The 17931-nt window shown below is 75.7% G+C and carries 16 protein-coding genes and 2 pseudogenes; 8 read left to right on the forward strand and 10 right to left on the reverse strand.

Annotated elements, in window-relative coordinates:
* Positions 1–16 precede the first annotated feature (16 nt).
* Positions 17–520 carry an FBP domain-containing protein gene (locus tag ABZZ17_RS00620; protein ID WP_356870443.1) on the forward strand — a complete coding sequence of 168 codons (504 nt, stop codon included), beginning with the start codon at positions 17–19 and terminating at the stop codon, positions 518–520.
* A 24-nt stretch (positions 521–544) separates the two neighbouring features.
* On the opposite strand, the gene ABZZ17_RS00625 is transcribed toward ABZZ17_RS00620, so the two are convergent.
* From ABZZ17_RS00625 to ABZZ17_RS00650, 6 genes are all read right to left on the reverse strand, one after another.
* Complete coding sequence (locus tag ABZZ17_RS00625) at positions 545–1060, reverse strand: SRPBCC family protein (protein WP_356870445.1); 516 nt, start codon at positions 1058–1060, stop codon at positions 545–547.
* Between the two features lie 99 nt (positions 1061–1159).
* Entirely contained in the window at positions 1160–3619 is a 2460-nt protein-coding gene (locus ABZZ17_RS00630; protein WP_356870447.1) for a right-handed parallel beta-helix repeat-containing protein, read from the reverse strand.
* Positions 3620–3754: 135 nt separating this feature from the next.
* Entirely contained in the window at positions 3755–4366 is a 612-nt protein-coding gene (locus tag ABZZ17_RS00635) for a hypothetical protein (protein ID WP_356870449.1), read from the reverse strand.
* A 303-nt stretch (positions 4367–4669) separates the two neighbouring features.
* A complete protein-coding gene (locus ABZZ17_RS00640) occupies positions 4670–5500 on the reverse strand; it encodes an MOSC N-terminal beta barrel domain-containing protein (RefSeq protein ID WP_356870451.1) in 831 nt (276 codons plus the stop codon).
* Between the two features lie 187 nt (positions 5501–5687).
* Positions 5688–6197: a DUF6643 family protein gene (locus ABZZ17_RS00645; protein WP_356870453.1), complete on the reverse strand. Its 510-nt coding sequence runs from the start codon at positions 6195–6197 to the stop codon at positions 5688–5690.
* Between the two features lie 246 nt (positions 6198–6443).
* On the reverse strand, positions 6444–7616 hold the full coding sequence (locus tag ABZZ17_RS00650; RefSeq protein WP_356870455.1) for a glycosyltransferase: 1173 nt from the start codon (positions 7614–7616) through the stop codon (positions 6444–6446).
* Positions 7617–8252: 636 nt separating this feature from the next.
* On the opposite strand from ABZZ17_RS00650, the gene ABZZ17_RS00655 reads away from it, so the two are divergent.
* Positions 8253–9053, forward strand: a complete 801-nt coding sequence (locus tag ABZZ17_RS00655) for an aspartate/glutamate racemase family protein (RefSeq protein ID WP_356870457.1) — start codon at positions 8253–8255, stop codon at positions 9051–9053.
* A gap of 210 nt (positions 9054–9263) precedes the next feature.
* A complete protein-coding gene (locus ABZZ17_RS00660) occupies positions 9264–10553 on the forward strand; it encodes a hypothetical protein (protein WP_356870459.1) in 1290 nt (429 codons plus the stop codon).
* Between the two features lie 80 nt (positions 10554–10633).
* Here ABZZ17_RS00660 and ABZZ17_RS00665 read toward each other — a convergent pair whose 3' ends face one another.
* Together ABZZ17_RS00665 and ABZZ17_RS00670 are read right to left on the reverse strand one after the other, a co-directional pair.
* Positions 10634–11551, reverse strand: a complete 918-nt coding sequence (locus ABZZ17_RS00665; protein ID WP_356870703.1) for an ADP-ribosylglycohydrolase family protein — start codon at positions 11549–11551, stop codon at positions 10634–10636.
* Entirely contained in the window at positions 11551–12141 is a 591-nt protein-coding gene (locus ABZZ17_RS00670; RefSeq protein WP_356870461.1) for a TetR/AcrR family transcriptional regulator, read from the reverse strand. Before ABZZ17_RS00670 ends, ABZZ17_RS00665 begins: the two co-directional genes overlap by 1 nt.
* Positions 12142–12228: 87 nt before the next feature.
* Here ABZZ17_RS00670 and ABZZ17_RS00675 point away from each other — a divergent pair.
* From ABZZ17_RS00675 to ABZZ17_RS00690, 4 genes and pseudogenes are all read left to right on the forward strand, one after another.
* Positions 12229–12588, forward strand: a pseudogene (locus tag ABZZ17_RS00675) (FAD-dependent monooxygenase); the annotation flags it as partial.
* A gap of 133 nt (positions 12589–12721) precedes the next feature.
* Positions 12722–13237: a hypothetical protein gene (locus tag ABZZ17_RS00680; protein ID WP_356870463.1), complete on the forward strand. Its 516-nt coding sequence runs from the start codon at positions 12722–12724 to the stop codon at positions 13235–13237.
* A 97-nt stretch (positions 13238–13334) separates the two neighbouring features.
* Positions 13335–14972, forward strand: coding sequence for an apolipoprotein N-acyltransferase (gene lnt / locus ABZZ17_RS00685; protein WP_356870465.1), 1638 nt, complete (start codon positions 13335–13337; stop codon positions 14970–14972).
* Between the two features lie 37 nt (positions 14973–15009).
* A complete protein-coding gene (locus tag ABZZ17_RS00690; RefSeq protein WP_356870467.1) occupies positions 15010–15489 on the forward strand; it encodes an NUDIX domain-containing protein in 480 nt (159 codons plus the stop codon).
* Between the two features lie 45 nt (positions 15490–15534).
* Here the strand turns inward: ABZZ17_RS00690 and ABZZ17_RS00695 are convergent.
* Together ABZZ17_RS00695 and ABZZ17_RS00700 are read right to left on the reverse strand one after the other, a co-directional pair.
* Positions 15535–16007, reverse strand: a pseudogene (locus ABZZ17_RS00695) (carboxymuconolactone decarboxylase family protein).
* 89 nt (positions 16008–16096) lie between these two features.
* The gene (locus ABZZ17_RS00700) at positions 16097–16906 is read right to left on the reverse strand and encodes a trypsin-like serine protease (protein ID WP_356870469.1); all 810 of its coding nucleotides are present in this window, start codon (positions 16904–16906) and stop codon (positions 16097–16099) included.
* 180 nt (positions 16907–17086) lie between these two features.
* Between ABZZ17_RS00700 and ABZZ17_RS00705 the strand changes: the two genes are divergently transcribed.
* Entirely contained in the window at positions 17087–17905 is an 819-nt protein-coding gene (locus tag ABZZ17_RS00705) for an alpha/beta fold hydrolase (protein WP_356870471.1), read from the forward strand.
* Positions 17906–17931: the final 26 nt, after the last annotated feature.

The raw sequence follows: 17931 nt of genomic DNA on the forward strand, positions 1-17931 counted from the left end.
CGTAGAGTCGACGCCCGTGGAACCGCTCAGCGAAAAACAGATCCGTTCGTCCTTCGTGAACTGCACCAAGGGCGAGGCGACCCGGCTGCGACTGCCGCTCGACTTCGCCGAACTCCCCTGGGAGAGCCTGGACTTCCTGGGATGGGTGGACCCGGGTGCGCCCCTCAGGGCGCACCTCGTCCTGCCCCGCGAGGGGGGACCGCTCGGCATCTCGCTGCGGGTGCCCTCCGTGGGCCGCACCAGCGCGGTCAAGTCCAGCCTCTGCCAGATCTGCCTCACGGGCCACGCCTCCTCCGGCGTCACCCTCCTCGCGGCACCCCTGGCGGGCGCACGCGGCCGGGAGGGCAACACGGTCGGCGTCTACGTCTGCGCGGACCTCGCCTGCTCCCTGTACGTACGGGGCGAGCGGCAGCCCAAACTGCGCACCGGCCAGTACGAGGAGTCCCTCACCCTGGAGGAGCGCCTCGACCGGATGGCGGCGAACCTGGACGCCTTCGCCGCCAGGATCACCGCGGCCTGACCCGACCGCACCCGGGCAGCGGCCTCACCCGTTCCGGCTGTGGGCCGCGAGCCGGGTGTCCAGGGCGCGGACCGCGGAACGGAAGGAGCGGCCGAGGCCGGGGCGCGCGGCGGTCAGGGCCAGGCGGAAGGCGGCCGGGCCGTCGGCGGCGAAGGTCCAGCGGACCAGGGTGCCGCCCGCGGGGGCGCCGGCCGTCGCGGGGGCGTCGGTGAGGCGCCATTCCTCCAGCAGGGCGCGCACGCCGAGGGCGTTCGTCCCGTCGACCCGGTACGCGTAGCGCCGCCCCGGCTCCGTGGTCATCACCGTCTCCTGGAAGCGGACTCCGCCCCGCAGCCCGATCTCCCGGCCCGCGCCGCCCCGCGTCGGCCGGGCCAGCGTGACCGCCCCGAACCACAGCGGCCAGCCCGTCACGTCCTCCGCGAGTGCCCGGTACACGGCCTCGGGTGCGGCGGCGGCCCGGGCGGTGAAGACCAGGCGCACCGGGGCCTTCTCGGCGAAGTCCGGTTCCACGGGGCGAAGTCGGCGGAGTCGGCGGGCCATGGCATTACCCCCTGAGGTGGCGGCGCGGTCGGTACGTGCCGCGTCACACTAGCTGGCGCCCCGTCAGATGTCCCGTACGGGGCGCCGTCCCCGGGCGGATCAGCAGGGCGCGGGCAGGACCGGCAGCACGGGGAGGTCCTCCGGGAACAGCAGGGTGAGGTCGTCGGTACTCGGCTCCGTCAGCTGCGCGACCCGGCCCGCGTGCCGTTCCACCATCGACTCGAAGGTCTGGCGCGCGGTCCGCCCGTTGCCGAACGCGGGGCCCTTGGGCAGCTCCGTGAAGTACGCCAGCAGCGCCTTGCCGGTGCCCTCGCCCAGCCGGTACTCGTGCTCCTCCGCCTGCTGCTCGACGATCCGCAGCAGCTCCCCGGGCCCGTAGTCGCCGAAGGTGATCGTCCGGGAGAACCGGGAGGCGACCCCGGGGTTGACCGTCAGGAACCGTTCCATCTCCGCCGTGTACCCGGCGACGATCACCACCACGGCGTCCCGGTGGTCCTCCATCAGCTTCACGAGGGTGTCGATCGCCTCGCGCCCGAAGTCCCGCCCCGAGTCCTCCGGAGCCAGCGCGTACGCCTCGTCGATGAAGAGGACCCCGCCGCGCGCCCGGTCGAAGGCCTCCTGGGTGCGGATCGCCGTGGAACCGATGTGCTCGCCCACCAGGTCCACCCGCGACACCTCGACCAGGTGGCCCCGCTCCAGCACCCCCAGCGAGGCGAGGATCTCTCCGTAGAGCCGGGCGACGGTGGTCTTGCCCGTACCCGGGGAGCCCGTGAAGACCAGGTGGCGGCGGACCGAGGCCGCCTTGAGGCCCGCCTGCTGCCGTCTGCGCCCGACCTCGATCATGTCGGTCAGGGCCCGGACCTCCCGCTTGACGCTGTCCAGCCCCACCAGCGCGTCGAGCTGCCCCAGCACCTCGACCGAGCCGCGCGACTCCGCCGCCGGCGCCGCCGCGTCCGGCAGGTCCGCGGGCCGCGCCGCGGGCACCCCGCCCCCCGGCCCCGCGGGGGCCTGCGCGGCCGTGACCGTACGGATCCCCGTCTGCGCCCCGGAGGAAGTGCTGCCGGCCGCCGACCGGGCGGCGAGCCGCGGCCCGGACTCGTCGCTGGTGCAGCCTTCGGCGAGCGGGCCGTCCTCCGCGAACTCGTAGCCCCCGCGCGCACAGCGCTCGGTGTGGCAGGTGGAGAGCGTGGTGCGGCAGCCGTCGATGACGTGGAAACCGAAACCGGAGCTGCCGCTCACCCGGCACGCCCGGAACGTGCCCCGGCCGCCCGCCGAGACGTAGAACCCGGCCTCGGTGGGGTTGGTGACCGTGCACCGTTCCAGGGACGGGTCGGCGCCCTTGGTGACGATCACACCCGTCTGGACGTCGTCGATGGTGCAGTTGGCGAGGGTGCCGCCGCTGCCGTGGTCGCGGAACCACGCCCCGGTGCCCGCCTCCCGGATCCGGCAGTCGTCGACCTGCGCGGTGGCTCCGTCGCTCACCGACACGGCCGTGTTCCGCACCTGGGACAGGTCGCTGTCGACCACGTCGACGCGCGAACCCCGGTCCAGCACGAACAGCGCGTCCGGCACGTCGTGGACCCGGCACGAGTCCAGGGAGGCCGTGGCCCCGTCACTGACCCACACCGCCGGGTAGTCGCCCGTGCTGTCGTGGATCTCGCAGGACTCGGCGTCGACCCGGGTGCCCGGATCCCACACCGACAGGCCGTTGCGCCCGAACCGGCGGACCGTGGTGCGGCTCAGCGTGAGCACCGAACGGGACCGCAGGTCGACGGCGTTCTCCGGGATGTCGTGGATGTCGCAGCCGGCCAGGGTCAGGACGGCGTCGGTGTCGAGGGTGACCCCGTCGGCCGAGGTGCGGTGTACGGCGCAGTCGGTGAGCCGGGCCGCCGCCCGCGCCGCGATCTGCACCCCGGCGCCCTTGATCTCGTACACCTCGCAGCCCAGCGCCTCCAGGCCCGAGCCCTCGCCCGTGACGCCGATGCCGGCGCCCGTGGCGTGGTGGATCCGGCAGCGCTCCAGACGGGGGTGGGCGCCGCCGCGGACCGAGATCCCGGCCTGTCCGGCGGCGACGACCTCGCACTCCTCGAACACCCCGCCGCCGCCGTCCAGTACGGAGATGCCGACGCCCGCCGGGTTCTCCACCGTGCACCGGCGCACCAGCGGCCGGGCGCCGCCGCGCACCTCGATCCCCGCGGACGAGCGGGTGCTCACGCGCAGGTCGGTGAGCTCGGGAGAGCCCTCCTCGACGAGGACCGCCGGCGCCGCCCGGTCCGCTCCCTCCACGTACAGGTCCTGGATGAAGGCCGAGGCGCGTACCGTCAGCGCGACCCCGTCGAGCGGGGCGATCCGCACCGAGCCGATCGCGCCCCCTTCGGGCCCGCGCAGCGTGACGGCGTGATGGAGCACCAGGTTCTCCCGGTAGGTGCCCGGGGCGATCGACAGCACGTCGCCGTCGCCCGCGACGGCGAGAGCGGCGGACAGCGTCGGATACTCACCCGAGCGGCGCCGCCACCGCGAGGCCCCGCCGTGCGTCACCTGGACCGTGCCCTGAGCCATGGTGCTGTCGTGCCCCCACCCTCGTATTCGCGCCGCCGGAGCGGCCGAAGTGATTGAAGCCGTTCAAAGCGGCTGAAGCGATCCGAACCGGCCTCCGCCCCACCGTAGCGCGCGCGGGGCCGGTGAGTTGCCAGGTCAGCTGCCCGCGCCCGCCCGGCCCCAGTCCGGTCCGGCCGCCGCCCACGCGCGGTCCAGACGGAGGTACCGCCGATGCATGAGCCGGCGTACGACCAGCCGCCGGACCGTCTCCACCAGTGCGCCCGCCGCGAGCGCGGCCGCCAGCCCGGCCAGACCCGCGTGGAACGAGGCGGCGGACGGGTCGAGCGGCTGCCCCACCAGCCGCCCCCGGACGTCGGTCCATATGCGGAACCGGTCGCCGGGAAGCGGCGGTTCCTCGGCCGCCGGGACCGTCCCCTCGTGGCTGCTGCCGTCGGGAGCCGTCCACGCGGCCACGATCCGGCTCCGCTCCGGGGCCTGCCGCCGCGCCGCCGGATCGGTCTCCGCGCCGGCCGGTGAGCCCGGCGCGGGCCGCACCACCACGGCCGGTACCAGATAGCGCTCGTGCCGCTGCTCCTGGGCGGCCCGCTGGAGGGTGCCGTCCACGCGCAGGCCCGCGACCCAGCCGACGGCCGGGGCCACCAGCAGCACGCACACCAGCGCGGCGAACGCCACCCACGCCTCGAAGAGATCGGTCGGCCGGCGCAGCGGATTGCGCCGCCAGCGCCACACACCCATTGCTGTCCGCACGGTCCGGCTCCCCCTGCCTCCGCCAGTTTCCGTCTGTCCGCGCGTCCCGGTCCGGCACACGCCCCGCGGACGCGCATTCCGGGACGCGCGGGACCCGTGCCACCCGATCCGCAGCCGACTTCCCGCAGTCGTCTTCCCGCGGTCGTCTTCCGGTGGGCTTCCACACGTCCCGCATGCACCAACGGCACCGTGCGGTCCGTTGGTTCCAGAGAAGGCCCCGAGCCCCTCGAAGGTGTCATTCCGCCCGCCCGGTCACGGCGGTTCCCACGGACGACCCCCCGACGGAGGCTCCTGGCCCCCGGCTCACTCCAGGATCCGCACCTCGTCGCCCACGCGCACCGTGCCGAGGACGACCGGCACCATGTGCCGGCCGAAGGCCAGGGACTTCCCGATCCGCCGGTGCCGGGCCAGCGTCTTCAACGGTTCCCTGCCGCGCACCGCCGTGCTCTGGTCGGTCGTGGTGACGACGCAGCGCCCGCACTCGCGCACCCCGCGGAAGACGGCGTCCCCGACCGCGATGCGCCGCCAGCCGTCCTCGGCCCAGGCGTCGGCTCCGTCCCCGGCGACGACCAGATTGGGCCGGAAGCGGTTCATCGGCAGCGGGCCCTCCTCCGGGTGGTCGCCCTCGGCGATCAGCTCGTTGAGGGCGTCGAGGGAGGCGGCGGTGGTCGTCAGCACCGGGTAGGCGTCGGCGAGGCTCACCGTTTCGCCCGGCAGCGCGTAGCGCGGGTCCACGGGCCGGCGCTCGGCCGGATCGTCCATGTACACCAGCCGGGCGCTCCGGCCGAGGAAGGCGCTGAACCAGTCGGCGGCGCCGCGCGCCGCGACCACGGTCTCGATCTTGTTGCCGAAGATCGCGGCGGGCTCCCGCGGGCCCGGTTCCGGGACCTCCACGACCAGCTCCGGCATGCCCGGCGCCGACAGCGCGACCCGCCCGCCCTCCAGCGGGCGGGCGGCGGCCAGGGCCATGCGGGCCTCCTGGCGCTGGCTGATGACCGCGCCCTCGGTGTCGATCACGGCCCAGCGCCGGTCCCCGGACAGCCCCCAGGGCTCCACGGTCACCTCGTCGGGAGCGGTCCCCGCCACCGATTTGACGGGGTGGACGTGGAGCGACTGGACGTACAAGTTCGGCATGGGGGCATTTTGCCAGCCTCCCCCTTCCGCCGGCCTCCCCGTTCGAGGGCGCCCCGAGGGGAGCCCTCCACGGGGCCTCCCCTTCCCGGCGTCGCGGTCCGGGGCGGCCGGGGTCCGGGGCGCCGCGGTCCGTGCGGGGACCGCGGCCGCGGTTCCTTCCCCGCCGTGCCCTACGGGCGTCCGCCCGTCAGTAGCCGCGCCCCTGGTACTGGCGGCCGTACGGGTCCTCGTACGCGGGGACCTGCGCGGGGGACTGCACCGGGCGCGGAGCCGCCGGACGCATCGCCTCGTACCCGGTGGCCGCGGCCATCGGACGGGGCTGCTGCGGCTGCTGCTGCGGCACGTAGCCCGCGAGGGCGGCGACCGGCTGCTGCTGCGGGATGTACGGCGCGGGCGCGTGCTGGAGCGGCACGGGCATCTGCTGTACGGGCGCCGCCTGCTGCGGGTACGGGTACCCGTAGCCCGGGGCCTGCTGCTGGGGCATGGCCGGCGGCAGGGCGGGCATGGAGGAGGCGAGGGCCGGCAGGTAACCACCGCTCGAGTAACCGGCACTGGGGGACTCGTAGGCGGCCGGAACGCGGATCGGGGCGATCTGCGGAGTGCCGCGTTCGGCGACGAGGGAGTCGTAGATGGGGGTGTCCGGGAAGGAGGGCGCGGAGTAGTAACCGCCGCCATAAGTGGAGCGGGGGGAGGTCATGGGACCTAAGTTAAGCCCACGACTTCACGGGGTCCATAGCGAGGTGCCGTCAACCCCGCCCTGACCTGCATATTCCCAGGTCAGGGCCACAGCTTTCACTTCACGTTCACGTGCACGATTCGTCACTTCCACCCCGCCTTGTTCGTACTCGTACTCACTGGTTGGCCCTTGCACCTATGTGGTGCTGACGCAGCGTCACAACGCGGTGACCTCGGATGACGCCCCTTCAGGCACCCCGGCCCGGTGTCAGGCGTCGGTGGGCCGGGCATAGGTGCGGCCCTTCCAGGCGCCGCCGCGGCCCCGGTAGTGCTGCACGGCCGAGTCGACCGTCATCAGGAGGTAGAGCAGCGCGGTGAACGGAAGCAGCGGCGCGAGGACGGCGGGCTGCCGGTAGTAGCGCAGCATCGGCAGGTAGGTCCCGGCCATCAGCAGCCAGGCGAGCCCGCCCGCCCAGGCGACCGCGGGACGCCCGGCCGCGAGACCCGCGAGGAGTGCGGCCGGCGGGACCAGGTAGACGAGCACCAGGCCCGCCACCGTACCGGCCAGCAGCAGTGGCTGGTGGCGCAGTTGGGCGTACGCGCTGCGCGACACCATCCGCCAGAGGTCCCCCAGAGCGGGGTACGGGCGCACGCTGTCCACCCGCTCCGCCAGCCCGAGCCAGATCCGGCCGCCCGCGGCGCGGACGGCGCGGGCCAGCGAGACGTCGTCGATCACCGCCTGGCGGATGGAGTCCGGGACCCCGGCGCGCACCGCCGTCTCCGTGCGCAGCAGGACGCAGCCGCCGGCGGCCGCGGTCGTCCGGGCGGCGGGACGGTTGATCCGGCGGAAGGGGTACAGCTGGGCGAAGAAGTACACGAAGGCCGGTACGACGAGCCGCTCCCAGGTGCTCGCGACGCGCAGCCGGGCCATCTGGGAGACCAGGTCGAGGCCGGCGCTGGTCGCGGCGGAGACCAGCTCGCGCAGGCTGTCGGGCGCGTGGGCGATGTCCGCGTCGGTCAGCAGGAGGTAGTCGGGCTCGGCGGCGCGGGCGGTACGGGCGTGGGCGATGCCGTGGCGCAGGGCCCAGAGCTTCCCCGTCCACCCCGGCGCGGGGTCGCCGGGCGACACCACCGTCAGCGGGAGCCCCGGGTGCGCGGCGGCCAGCCGCCGGGCGAGCTCGGCGGTGCCGTCCGTACTGCCGTCGTCGACGAGGACGACCTCCGCCGTGCCGGGATAGTCCTGGGCGAGGAGCGAGGGCAGGCTGCGGGGCAGGACCTCGGCCTCGTCCCGGGCGGGCACGACGATCACCACCGACGGCCAGCGGGCGGGGGCGGTGCGCGGCGGGAGCCGGACGTCGGTGCGCCAGAACATGCCCTGGGCGAGGGTGAGCCAGAGCCAGGCGGCGAGCGAGGCACTGGCGGCGATCAGGAGGAGGCCCATGCCCCGCAGTGTGCCGAAGCCCGCCGGGGGTTGTCGCGCGTCGGGGCCGCTCCCCTGGCCGGGGTTTTCCCGCCCCACCCGGGACCACCCCCGGCAACCGACCCGGCCCACCCCCCGGCCCCGGCCGGGTCCCCGCCCCCCGGCCGGGTCCCCGCCCCCCGGCCGGGTCCCCGCCCCCCGGCCGGGTCCCCGCCCCCCGGCCCGTTCCCCGGGCTCCTGGCCCTGGCCCGGCCCCCGGCTCGTTGCTCGGACCCCTGGCTCTGGCCCGGTCCCCGGCCTCGGTACCCGCCCAGGACCCCGCCCAGGACCCCGGCCATGGCGCGGCTCCCGGGCACGGGCCCGGCCTTCGGCTCCACCCCTGCCCCCGCCCCCGCTCTCGCCCCCGGCCCCGGCCCCGGCCCCGGCCCCGGCCCCGGGCCCCGGGCCCCGGGCCCCGGTCCTGGCGGGGGTTCCGGGTTTCGGGCGGCCGTCGGTCCTGGGTCGGCCCTTGGTCCCGGGGGCCTGGCTCGGTCTTCGTTCCGCCCCGGCTCTGCCCCTCGGCCCCGGCCCCGGACCCGGTCTCGGTCCCGGGTTCGTGGGGGGTCGGGGGGTGGGTTCGGGCGGGGGTGGGGTGGGGGCTTCGACTATGGTGGGCGGGTGAAGATCGCGCTCATGGACTCGGGAATCGGCCTCCTTGCGGCGGCCGCCGCGACGCGTCGGCTGCGGCCGGACGCCGATCTGGTGCTGTCCTGCGACCCCGACGGGATGCCCTGGGGGCCGCGTACCCCCGCCGACCTCACCGAGCGGGCCCGCGCCGTCGCCCGGGCCGCCGCCGCGCACCGCCCGGACGCGCTGATCGTGGCCTGCAACACCGCCTCCGTGCACAGCCTGCCCGCCCTGCGGGCCGATCTGGAGCCCGCCGTCCCCGTCATCGGCACCGTCCCGGCGATCAAGCCCGCCGCGGCCGCCGGCGGGCGCGTCGCGATCTGGGCCACCCCCGCCACCACCGGCAGCCCCTACCAGCGCGGGCTGATCCGCGACTTCGCCGGCGGCGCGGAGGTGACCGAGGTGCCCTGCCCGGGTCTCGCCGACGCCGTCGAGGCCGCCGACGAGGCGGCCGTCGTACGCGCCGTCGCCGCGGCGGCGGCGCTGACCCCGGCTGACGTCACGGACGTGGTGCTCGGCTGCACCCACTACGAGCTGGTCGAAGCGGCCATCCGGGCCGCCCTCGACGCGCGCACCGGCGGCGCGCCGCTGACCTTCCACGGCTCCGCCGAGGCCGTCGCCCTCCAGGCGCTGCGCCGCGTCGGCGCCGAACCCCGGCCCGGCCTGCCGCGCACGGGCGGGCTGACCGTCATGCTCAGCGGGCGTCCCGGCGAGCTGCCGCACGCCGCGTTCGGCTACGCCGAAGGCCGGCTGCTCGCCGAGCTGGAGCGGAACGCGTCCGTCGGGGGATGACCCCCGGGTCCGCGGGTACCGCGGCCGGTACGGGCTGACCCCAACCCGGCCCGTGCGGCGGCCGCTTGCCGGGCCGGACCGGTCAGGCGGGTGTCGCGGGGGCTCGCGCGCACCGCGTCGTGACTCCCGGGCCGGGGCCGTCGGCAGGGTCGCCGGGCCCGGTCGCCGGGAGCCGTTCCGTTGCCGTCGGGGTGCTCGCATACTGGGGCCGTGACTGCCTACGCCAAGCACGTGCCGAGCGGGGTGATACCCGCAACCGGCGTACGTACATGGGGTGTTCCGGCGGCCGAGCACTGGCTGAAGGAACGCGTGCCGCTCTTCTTCACGCCGGGCGCCGGGAGTTGGGCGCTCGGCGTCCTCGTCGCGGTGTCCTTCCTGCCCGCCTTCTGGACCGGGGCGCCGGACGGGGCGGTCGGCACCGCCTGGCGGGCCTATCCCGGGACCGTCCTGCTGGTGGCCCTGCCCTTCTGGTTCCGGTACCTGCCGGGCGCGGCCGTCGTGTCCGCCGCGCTGATCGCCCTGGATTCGGCCGCGTCCCTCGCCGCACGGGGCGGCGGCGCGGGCCGGACGCGCTTCGGCCTCGGTCTCGTCGGCCTCGCGGGACTCTGGGCGCTCGCCGGGGCGCTGCTGCGGCTGCGGGCCCGCCGCCGCCAGGGCGAACGGGCCCTCCTGGCGGCCGGCGGGGCGCGCTTCCCGGCGCCGGGGCCGCTGCCCGACGCGCACGGCCGCCGTGGCATCCCGGCGATCCTGGGCGGCGTGTTCCTCTGCCTCGCGGGCGGGGGCGTCCTCCTCGACGGCCTCGTGCAGGACTTCGGCGGGCACGGCGCGGCCGTCGCCTACGACGCCGTGGGCCAGCAGCGGTTCGCCCTGCTGTTCCTGGTGCCCGGCAGCGTCCTGCTCGGCCGGGGCTGGACCGCGGACCGGGCCGCGCGGCGGCTGCACGACGACCGCCAGCCCGCCCTGGTCGTCGGCGTACGGGTCTCCCCGTCGGGGCACTTCTGGCTGTACCCGGACGCCGACGAGACCGCCGGGCGGCCCCTGATCGCCTACCGGGCCCGCAGCGGGGACACGCGGGGCGGGGTGCGGCTGCTGGCCGGCGGCCCCGAGACGGGAACCCGGCGCGGGGTGCACGACGTCGACGCCCGCAGCGAGCCCTTCGAGGCGGTGCTGTACGGGGTGCTCCGCGAGGGGGCCGAGGTCGTCCTGGAGTACGCGGTGCACGACGGCTACGGCCGCACCATCAGCTCCCACCTCACCGCGGCCCCGCTGCTTCCGCGCCGCCGGCACGGACTGGACGTCTGGGTCCCGGCCGGGGTGTCCCACCGGGAGAGCACGGCGCGGGTACGCGCCCGCGCGGAGGAACGCGGCCGGGAGCGGCAGCGGCAGCGCGCGGCGGACCGGGAGAAGGACCGGCGGACCAACGAGACCGCGGGCGGCTGCGGCGGCGGTTCGAGCTGTGGCGGTGACGGCGGGGGATGCGGCGGCTGCGGCTGCGGCTGACCCCGCACCGCCCGCCACCCATCGGCGGCGGGCGGTGCGGGGTCGCCGGCGAGGGGAGCGGCCGAGGGTTCCCGGTCCGGTCAGGAGCCGGCCGTCAGCCGTACCGCGAGCGTGCGCAGCGCCTCCGCGTCCAGGACGCGGCCGCCGAAGCCGGGGAGGGGGACGTGCAGGGGAGCGGTCCAGGACGCCGGGACCGCCGCCTGACCGTAAACGGCGCCGGCCAGGGTGCCGGTGACCGCGGCGACGGTGTCGGTGTCGCCGCCCAGGTCCACCGCGGCCCGTACGGCCTCCGCGAAGCCGGTGGTGGTCCGCAGGGCCCACACCGCCGAGCCGAGGCAGGGCCACACCGCCCCGTTGAACTCGGTGGCCAGTTCCGGGTGCCAGGCGGGGTCGAGCACGCGGGCGTACCGCTCACGGTGGTCCGCGTGCACCGCGTCGAGCACGCCGGGCAGCGCGGCCAGCGGATCGGCCCCGTCCAGGGCCACGCGTACGAGTTCGTGCAGGACGGCGGTGCCCTCCCAGGCGGCCCGGTCGCCGTGGGTGAGCGCCGCGATCCGCCGGGCGGCGTCCATGGTGGCCCCGCGCCCGGCGGGGGCGAAGTACACCGCCGAGGTGGAGGCCCGCATCAGGGAACCGTTGCCCGCCGCCCGGGCGTTGACCTGGAAGTGCAGCGCGGCGGCCAGGTCCCAGGGCTGGCCGCCGGTCAGCACGTCCTCGGTCTGGAGGCCGATGTCCTTGGGGTGCCCGGCGGCCCATCGCTGGAACCGGCCGAAGACGTCGGGGAGTTCGAGGCCGCCCCGCTCCAGCAGCGATTCCCCGACGAGGACGGCCATCTGGGTGTCGTCGGTCGCCTCGCCGGGATCCCAGCCGCCGCCTCCGAGCATCTCCTCGCCCCGTGCGGTCAGTTGTCCCGCCGGGCCGAACTCGTACGGCGCACCGAGGGCGTCGCCCGCGGCCGAACCGAGCACGGCGCCCACGGCGCGGTCGAGCCGGGTGATCACGGAGCCTCCTCGGGGCACACGGCGTCCAGCAGGCCGCGCGTGAAGGTGTTCAGGTCGTCGAGCCCGGCGGCCGTCAGGGTGCCGGGGGCGCCCGCCAGCAGGTGCGGGAGGGCGCCGTGCAGGGCGAGGGTCAGGGTACGGGCCGTGCCGGGTCCGGCGGGCAGTCCGGCCGTCGCCAGCAGGTGCCGGTGCGCGGCGAAGTCGCCGGCGGCGATCGGGTCGAGCAGCGCGGCCAGCCACGGTCGCCGGGTCGCCTCGGTCTGCAGTTCCAGGTAGGCGAGGGTGCGCGGTCGCCCGGGCCCGGCGACGTCCCGCAGCAGCCCCGCCAGGAAGGCTGCCAGTTCCGCCCGGCCGGACGGTCCCGGTCCGGCCCCCGCGAGGGCCGCGGCCACCGCCCGGTACTGCTCCAGGCAGCGTTCGGCGACGGCCCGCAGCAGGGCGTCGCGGCTCGGGAAGTAGTTCTTGGCCGTGCCCAGCGGCACCTCGGCGGCGGCGTCGACGGCCCGGTGGGTCAGCCCCCGCCCGCCCGCCTCGCCCAGCACGGCGACGGCCGCGTCGCGCAGCCGGTCCCTCCGGTCCTGATTCACCTTGCCAGGATAACCACAGTCGTGGTACCACGGATGAGGTACCACGGCTGTGGTGGCCGGTCGGGGGACGGACGACCGGATCGGAGCCCCCGCGTGCTCGCCGACACCGACCCCTCGGCGTGGATCCGCTACGAGATGCGCCACCTCCACCCGGCGCTCCCCTCCTTCGTCACCGGCGGCCGGACCGCACTCGTCGGCGACGCCGCGCACGCCATGACCCCGAACCTCGGCCAGGGCGCGTGCACCGCCCTCCTCGACGCCGAGGCCCTGACCCGCGCCGTCGCCGCGCACGGGCGTACGGGCCTGCCCGCCGCCCTGCGCGCGTACGACGCCGAGCGCCGCCGCAGCGCCCAGCGGGTCGCCTTCGGCTCCCGGACCCTGCACCGGTTCATGACCGTCCGCCGCACGGCCCTGCGCGACGCCCTGGTCCGGCTGCTCCCCGGCTGAGGCGCCCGCCCCGGCCGTTTGCCCGGGGCGGCTCCGGGCAGGCGCAGACGCCGGACCCGCGCGAGCGGGCGGCCGTGGACCGACTGGGCGAGAGGCGGTGGCGTCCATGCGGAACGTGAGTACGCTGCTACACATGACGGATCACCCCCCGGGTCCGCTCTGGACGGGCCGGGCCTCCAACCGTGTGCAGTGGCTCCTCGCAGCCGCCGGCGCCGCGTGCGTCGCGCTCGGGATCCACCTCGCCGTCGGCGGTTCCTGGACCTCCGGGATCGCCCCGCTGCTCATGTCCGTGGTCGGCTGCCTCGCCGCGGGCCTGCTGATCCTCTACGGCACCCTCGCCTTCGTGTACGTCGCCGTCACCGTCGACTCCCAGGCGCTGGAGGTGCGCTGCGGTCACGTCGGGCTGCCCCGCCGCACCATCCGGCTCTCGGACGTCACCTCCGCCGAGTTCGTGCCCCGCATCACCCCGCAGCAGTGGGGCGGCTGGGGATACCGCTGGCGCCCCGAGAAGGGGACCGCCATCATCGTGCGCCGCGGCGAGGGCGTGGAACTGCGGCTCGGGGACGGAAAGCTGTTCACGGTCACCGTCGACGACGCCGAGAACGCCGTCCGCGTCATCCGCGCCCACCTGCGCGCCCTCGCCGGCTGACCCCACCGCGGCCGCACCGGTACGCCGGTACCGGCGGCGGGGCCCGCGGTCCAGGTCCTTACCAGCCTTTGGCGTGCGGGGACGTACACTCCGCCAGATGAGCAGCAGTGTCACCCGCGACGCCGGGAACGACCCCTCGCCGTCGCCCCTCGCAGCATCCGAGGCGGCCGACGCGAAGACCGCCGGAGCCGGCGCACCCCGAGCCGGGGCCCTGTCGCGGAGGGCCGCCCGACTGGTACGGCCCGTAGTCGCCGTCCTCGCCGGAGTGCTGCTCTACCTGAGCTTCCCGCCCCGCCCGCTGTGGTGGCTGGCGCCCTTCGCCCTCGCCCTGCTCGCGGGCTGCCTGCGCGGCCGCCGGGCCCGCGCCGGGTTCGGCCTCGGGTTCCTCTTCGGGCTCGGCTACCTGCTGCCGCTCCTCGTCTGGACCAGCGAGGGCGTGGGCCCGGTGCCGTGGCTCGCCCTCGTCACCCTCGAAGCCCTGTTCATCGGCCTCGGCGGCCTCGGCATCGCCCTCGTCAGCCGGCTGCCCGCCTGGCCGCTGTGGGCCGCCGCCGTCTGGGTCGCGGACGAGGCCCTGCGGGCCCGGGCCCCCTTCGGCGGCTTCCCCTGGGGCAAGCTCGCCTTCGGCCAGGCCGACGGGATCTTCGTCCCGCTCGCCGCCCTCGGCGGCACCCCGCTGCTCTCCTTCGGCGTCGCCCTGTGCGGGTTCGGGCTGTACGAGGTCCTGCGCACGACCCGCGAACACCCCCGGCAGACCACCGCCGCGCTCGCCGCGCTGGCCGTCGCCGCCCCGGTCGGCGTGGCCCTCGCCTCCCGCCCCCTGGTCTCCGCGGCCGCGGAGGACGGCACCGCCGTCGCCGCCGTCATCCAGGGCAACGTCCCGCGCCTCGGCTTCGACTTCAACGCCCAGCGCCGCCAGGTCCTGGACAACCACGCCAACCGGACCGTCCAGCTGGCCGAGGACGTCAAGGCCGGCCGGGTCCCCAAGCCCGACTTCGTCCTGTGGCCGGAGAACTCCTCCGACATCGACCCCTTCACCCAGCCCGACGCGTACGCCGCCATCGACCGGGCCGTGAAGGCCATCGGCGTACCCGTCGCGATCGGCTCCGTACTGGCACCCGAAACCGGTCCGCTGCGCAACACGATGATCCTGTGGGACCCGGTCAAGGGCCCCGTGGACACCTACGACAAGCGCAAGATCCAGCCGTTCGGCGAGCGCATCCCGATGCGCTCCTTCGTCCGGCTCTTCAGCGCAGACGTGGACCGCGTCCGCCGGGACTTCGGCCCCGGCAAGGAACCCGGCGTCTTCGACATGGCCGGCAGCGGCATCGGCATGGTCACCTGCTACGAGGCCGCCTTCGACGACGCCGTGCGCTCCACCGTCCGGGCCGGCGCCCAGGTCATCGCCGTGCCCAGCAACAACGCCACCTTCGGCCGCAGCCAGATGACCTACCAGCAGCTCGCGATGGACCAGATCCGGGCCGTCGAGCACAGCCGGACGGTCCTGGTCCCCGTCACCAGCGGCGTCAGCGCCGTCATCCGGCCCGACGGCACGATCACCGAGCGGACGAAGATGTTCACCGCCGACGCGCTGGTGGCCGAGATCCCGCTGCGCTCCACCGAGACCCCCGCCACCCGCTTCGGCCCGCTGCCCGAGTACGCGCTGCTCCTGGTCGCGGCCGGCGGGCTCGGCCTGGTCCTGGCCCGTCGCATTCGCGCCGGGCGGTCCGCATGACGACGGCCGCCCCCGTCCTCCTTCGTAAGGTCGTGGCATGAGCACCCCCCAGTTCATCCGCGAGATCCGGGCCGGTGCCGGGCAGCAGCTGCTCCTGCTGCCCGGAGTCACCGCCGTGGTCGTCGACGACGCGGGGCGGGTCCTGCTCGGCCGCCGCGCCGACACCGGACGGTGGTCGGTGATCGGCGGCATCGCCGAGCCGGGCGAGCAGCCCGCCACGACCGCCGTGCGCGAGGTCTACGAGGAGACGGCCGTGCGGTGCGTTCCGGAGCGGGTCGTCCTCGTCGAGATGCTCCAGCCGATCACGTACCCCAACGGCGACGTCTGCCAGTTCCAGGACATCACCTTCCGCTGCCGTGCGACCGGCGGGGAGGCGCGCGCCCACGACGGGGAGCTCCTGGAGGTGGCCTGGTTCGAGGCGTCGGCGCTGCCGCCGCTGGAACCGTTCGCCCTGGAGCGGATCCGGCGCGCCTTCCTCGACGAGCCGACCTGGTTCGCGGCCGCCGCCGGACGGTGAACCGGCCGGCGGCGCGCGAACCCGAGGGTCAGCCGAACCCGAGGGTCAGCCGAACTGGCCCGGCTGGTAGTCACCGGCGGGCTGCCGTACGGCGACGTTCACCCGGTTGAAGCTGTTGATGACGGGATCAGTCCCACCAGGGCGGCGAGCTGCTCCTCGTCGAAGTGCCGGGCCGCCTCCGCCCAGGCCCCGTCCGTGATCCCGCCGGCCGCGTCCGCGATCCGGGTGCCCTGCTCCGCGAGCTCCAGCGCGGCGCGCTCGGCCTCGGTGAAGACGGTGGCCTCCCGCCACGCCGCCACCAGGTGGAGGCGTACCGAGTCCTCACCCGCCGCGACGGCGTCCTTCGTGTGCATGTCGGTGCAAAAGCCGCAGCCGTTGATCTGACTGGCGCGGATCTTCACCAGTTCCTGCGTCACGGCCGGCAGCGACGATTCCGCGATCACCCGGTTCGCCGCGATGAAGTGCTTCAGGATCTTGCCGGCGACGGGGCTGGCGAACAGGTTCAGACGGGCGTCCATGACGGTCTCCTCGGTCGAGGTCGGTGCTGCCTACACCCCTGTGACAGACCGGACCGGCCGAACGTGACACCTGCGGCAAGTGACGTGGGTCACCACGCCGTGGGCCCCTGCGCGGGGGAGCCGAGGGCGAGGGCCCCCCGGGCGGACGCCTCCCGGTACAGCTCCAGCGCCCCCTCGCCCATCACCGCGCTGTACGAGACCTCCGGGACCGTGCCGCCGCCCTCGTACCCGCCGAGCACACCGGCCAGCGCCCCGTCCGCCAGCCACGGGCTGCCGCTGGTGCCGCCGCTGAGGTCGGGGCACTCGATCCGGCGCTGCGTCGCCGACAGCAGCTCCGTGGCGTTGGCGCAGCGCAGCGGCGTCTCCCGCGTGCTCGGATAGCCGAGGACCGTCACCGCCACGTCGTCCGGCTGCTCGCCGGCCACCGGGAAACCGCCCACGACGTCCTCGATCAGGGCTCCGTCGAGCGGGGCGAGGGTCGCGAACGCGATGTCCTCGTCCGGGTCCTGCCCGTCCCGCCAGCCCGGGGCGACGTACGCGCCGGACAGCCGCCACACCCCGTACGGGGCCTCGCCGTCCCGGTAGCCCGGCGCGAAGACGGTGGTGTCGGGGTGGTCCAGGCAGTGCGCGGCCGTCGCGATGACGTCCCGGCCGGCGCTGCGCACCACGGCGGCGGTGCAGAAGTGGCCGCCGTCGAGCCCGCCCGCGAACAGCGCGCCCACGCGGTCGGCGGACGTGCCGGGCCGGGCGGCGGCGGTGACGCCCAGGGGCGGCGCGGACGCCGGGTCGGGCACGTCCACGCCCAGCAGGGCGGCCGTCGCGCACAGGGCGAGCAGGATCCGGGTGGCGCGCCGGGCGCGGGGGCGGCCGGCCTGTCGGGGGAGGATGCCGTGGATCATGTTTCCGAGCCTCCCCGCCGAAACCATGTGCGGAGCCCGGAATTCCATATGAATCCGCTGTGAATCCGGGAGCGGCCCGGAACCGGGGGCCGCGCCCGCACAGGCGGGACCCGGCCCGCGGGGCGAGACTGACAGAGGTGTGGTTCCAGGGGGGGCCGAGGTCCTTCAGGAGGTCCCGACATGACGACACGGCGCACACCGGTGATCTTCATCCACGGCCTGTGGCTGCACTCGACGAGCTGGCAGGGCTGGGCCGACACCTTCCACGACGCCGGGTACGAGCCCCTGATGCCGGAGTGGCCGGGGGTACCCGACACCGTCACCGGGTCCCGCCGGCTGCCCGACGCGCAGGCGGGCGTCGGCCTGGCCGAGATCGCGGAGGCGCACGCCCGGGTGATCCGCACGCTCGCCGCCCCGCCGGTGCTGGTCGGGCACTCCGTCGGCGGTTTCATCGCCCAGCACCTGCTCGGCGAGGGCCTGGCCTCCGCCGCCGTGGCGATCTGCCCCGGCCAGATCAAGGGGGTGAAGGCCCTCGCCCCGGCCCAGGCGAAGTCGGCGTTCGCCTTCCTCCGCGACCCCGGCAACATCCACCGCGCGGTGTCCCTGAACCGCGAGCAGTTCCGCTACGCCTTCGCCAACGCCGTCTCCCAGCCGGACTCGGACGCGCTCTTCGACGCCTGGACCATCCCGAGCCCGGCCAGGCCGCTGTTCCAGCTGGCCCTCGGCAACTTCACCCCGCACTCCGCGAACAGGGTGAACACCGACAACGCCTCGCGCGGTCCGCTGCTCCTGATGTCCGGCAAGCTCGACCACACCGTCCCCGACGTGCTGACCCGCTCCACGTACAAGCAGTACCGGCACTCCCCGGCCACCACCGAGTACCAGTGCTTCGAGGACCGGGGCCACTCCCTGACCATCGACCGCGGCTGGCCCGACCTGGCCGCCGCCTCCCTGTCCTGGCTCGGCACCCACGCCCGCCCCCTGGCGAGCGCCCGCTGAGGCGCCGGAGCTCCGCACGCCCCGGC

The organism is Streptomyces sp. NPDC006512 (assembly GCF_040611935.1).
Classification (GTDB): domain Bacteria; phylum Actinomycetota; class Actinomycetes; order Streptomycetales; family Streptomycetaceae; genus Streptomyces.

Excerpts from the sequence above, each read along its gene's own strand:
- ABZZ17_RS00700 (WP_356870469.1), bottom strand. The coding sequence starts at position 16,906 with ATGATCCACGGCATCCTCCCCCGACAGGCCGGCCGCCCCCGCGCCCGG.
- ABZZ17_RS00705 (WP_356870471.1), top strand. The coding sequence starts at position 17,087 with ATGACGACACGGCGCACACCGGTGATCTTCATCCACGGCCTGTGGCTG.
- ABZZ17_RS00690 (WP_356870467.1), top strand. The coding sequence starts at position 15,010 with ATGAGCACCCCCCAGTTCATCCGCGAGATCCGGGCCGGTGCCGGGCAG.
- lnt (WP_356870465.1), top strand. The coding sequence starts at position 13,335 with ATGAGCAGCAGTGTCACCCGCGACGCCGGGAACGACCCCTCGCCGTCG.
- ABZZ17_RS00645 (WP_356870453.1), bottom strand. The coding sequence starts at position 6,197 with ATGACCTCCCCCCGCTCCACTTATGGCGGCGGTTACTACTCCGCGCCC.
- ABZZ17_RS00650 (WP_356870455.1), bottom strand. The coding sequence starts at position 7,616 with ATGGGCCTCCTCCTGATCGCCGCCAGTGCCTCGCTCGCCGCCTGGCTC.
- ABZZ17_RS00680 (WP_356870463.1), top strand. The coding sequence starts at position 12,722 with ATGACGGATCACCCCCCGGGTCCGCTCTGGACGGGCCGGGCCTCCAAC.
- ABZZ17_RS00630 (WP_356870447.1), bottom strand. The coding sequence starts at position 3,619 with ATGGCTCAGGGCACGGTCCAGGTGACGCACGGCGGGGCCTCGCGGTGG.
- ABZZ17_RS00640 (WP_356870451.1), bottom strand. The coding sequence starts at position 5,500 with ATGCCGAACTTGTACGTCCAGTCGCTCCACGTCCACCCCGTCAAATCG.
- ABZZ17_RS00625 (WP_356870445.1), bottom strand. The coding sequence starts at position 1,060 with ATGGCCCGCCGACTCCGCCGACTTCGCCCCGTGGAACCGGACTTCGCC.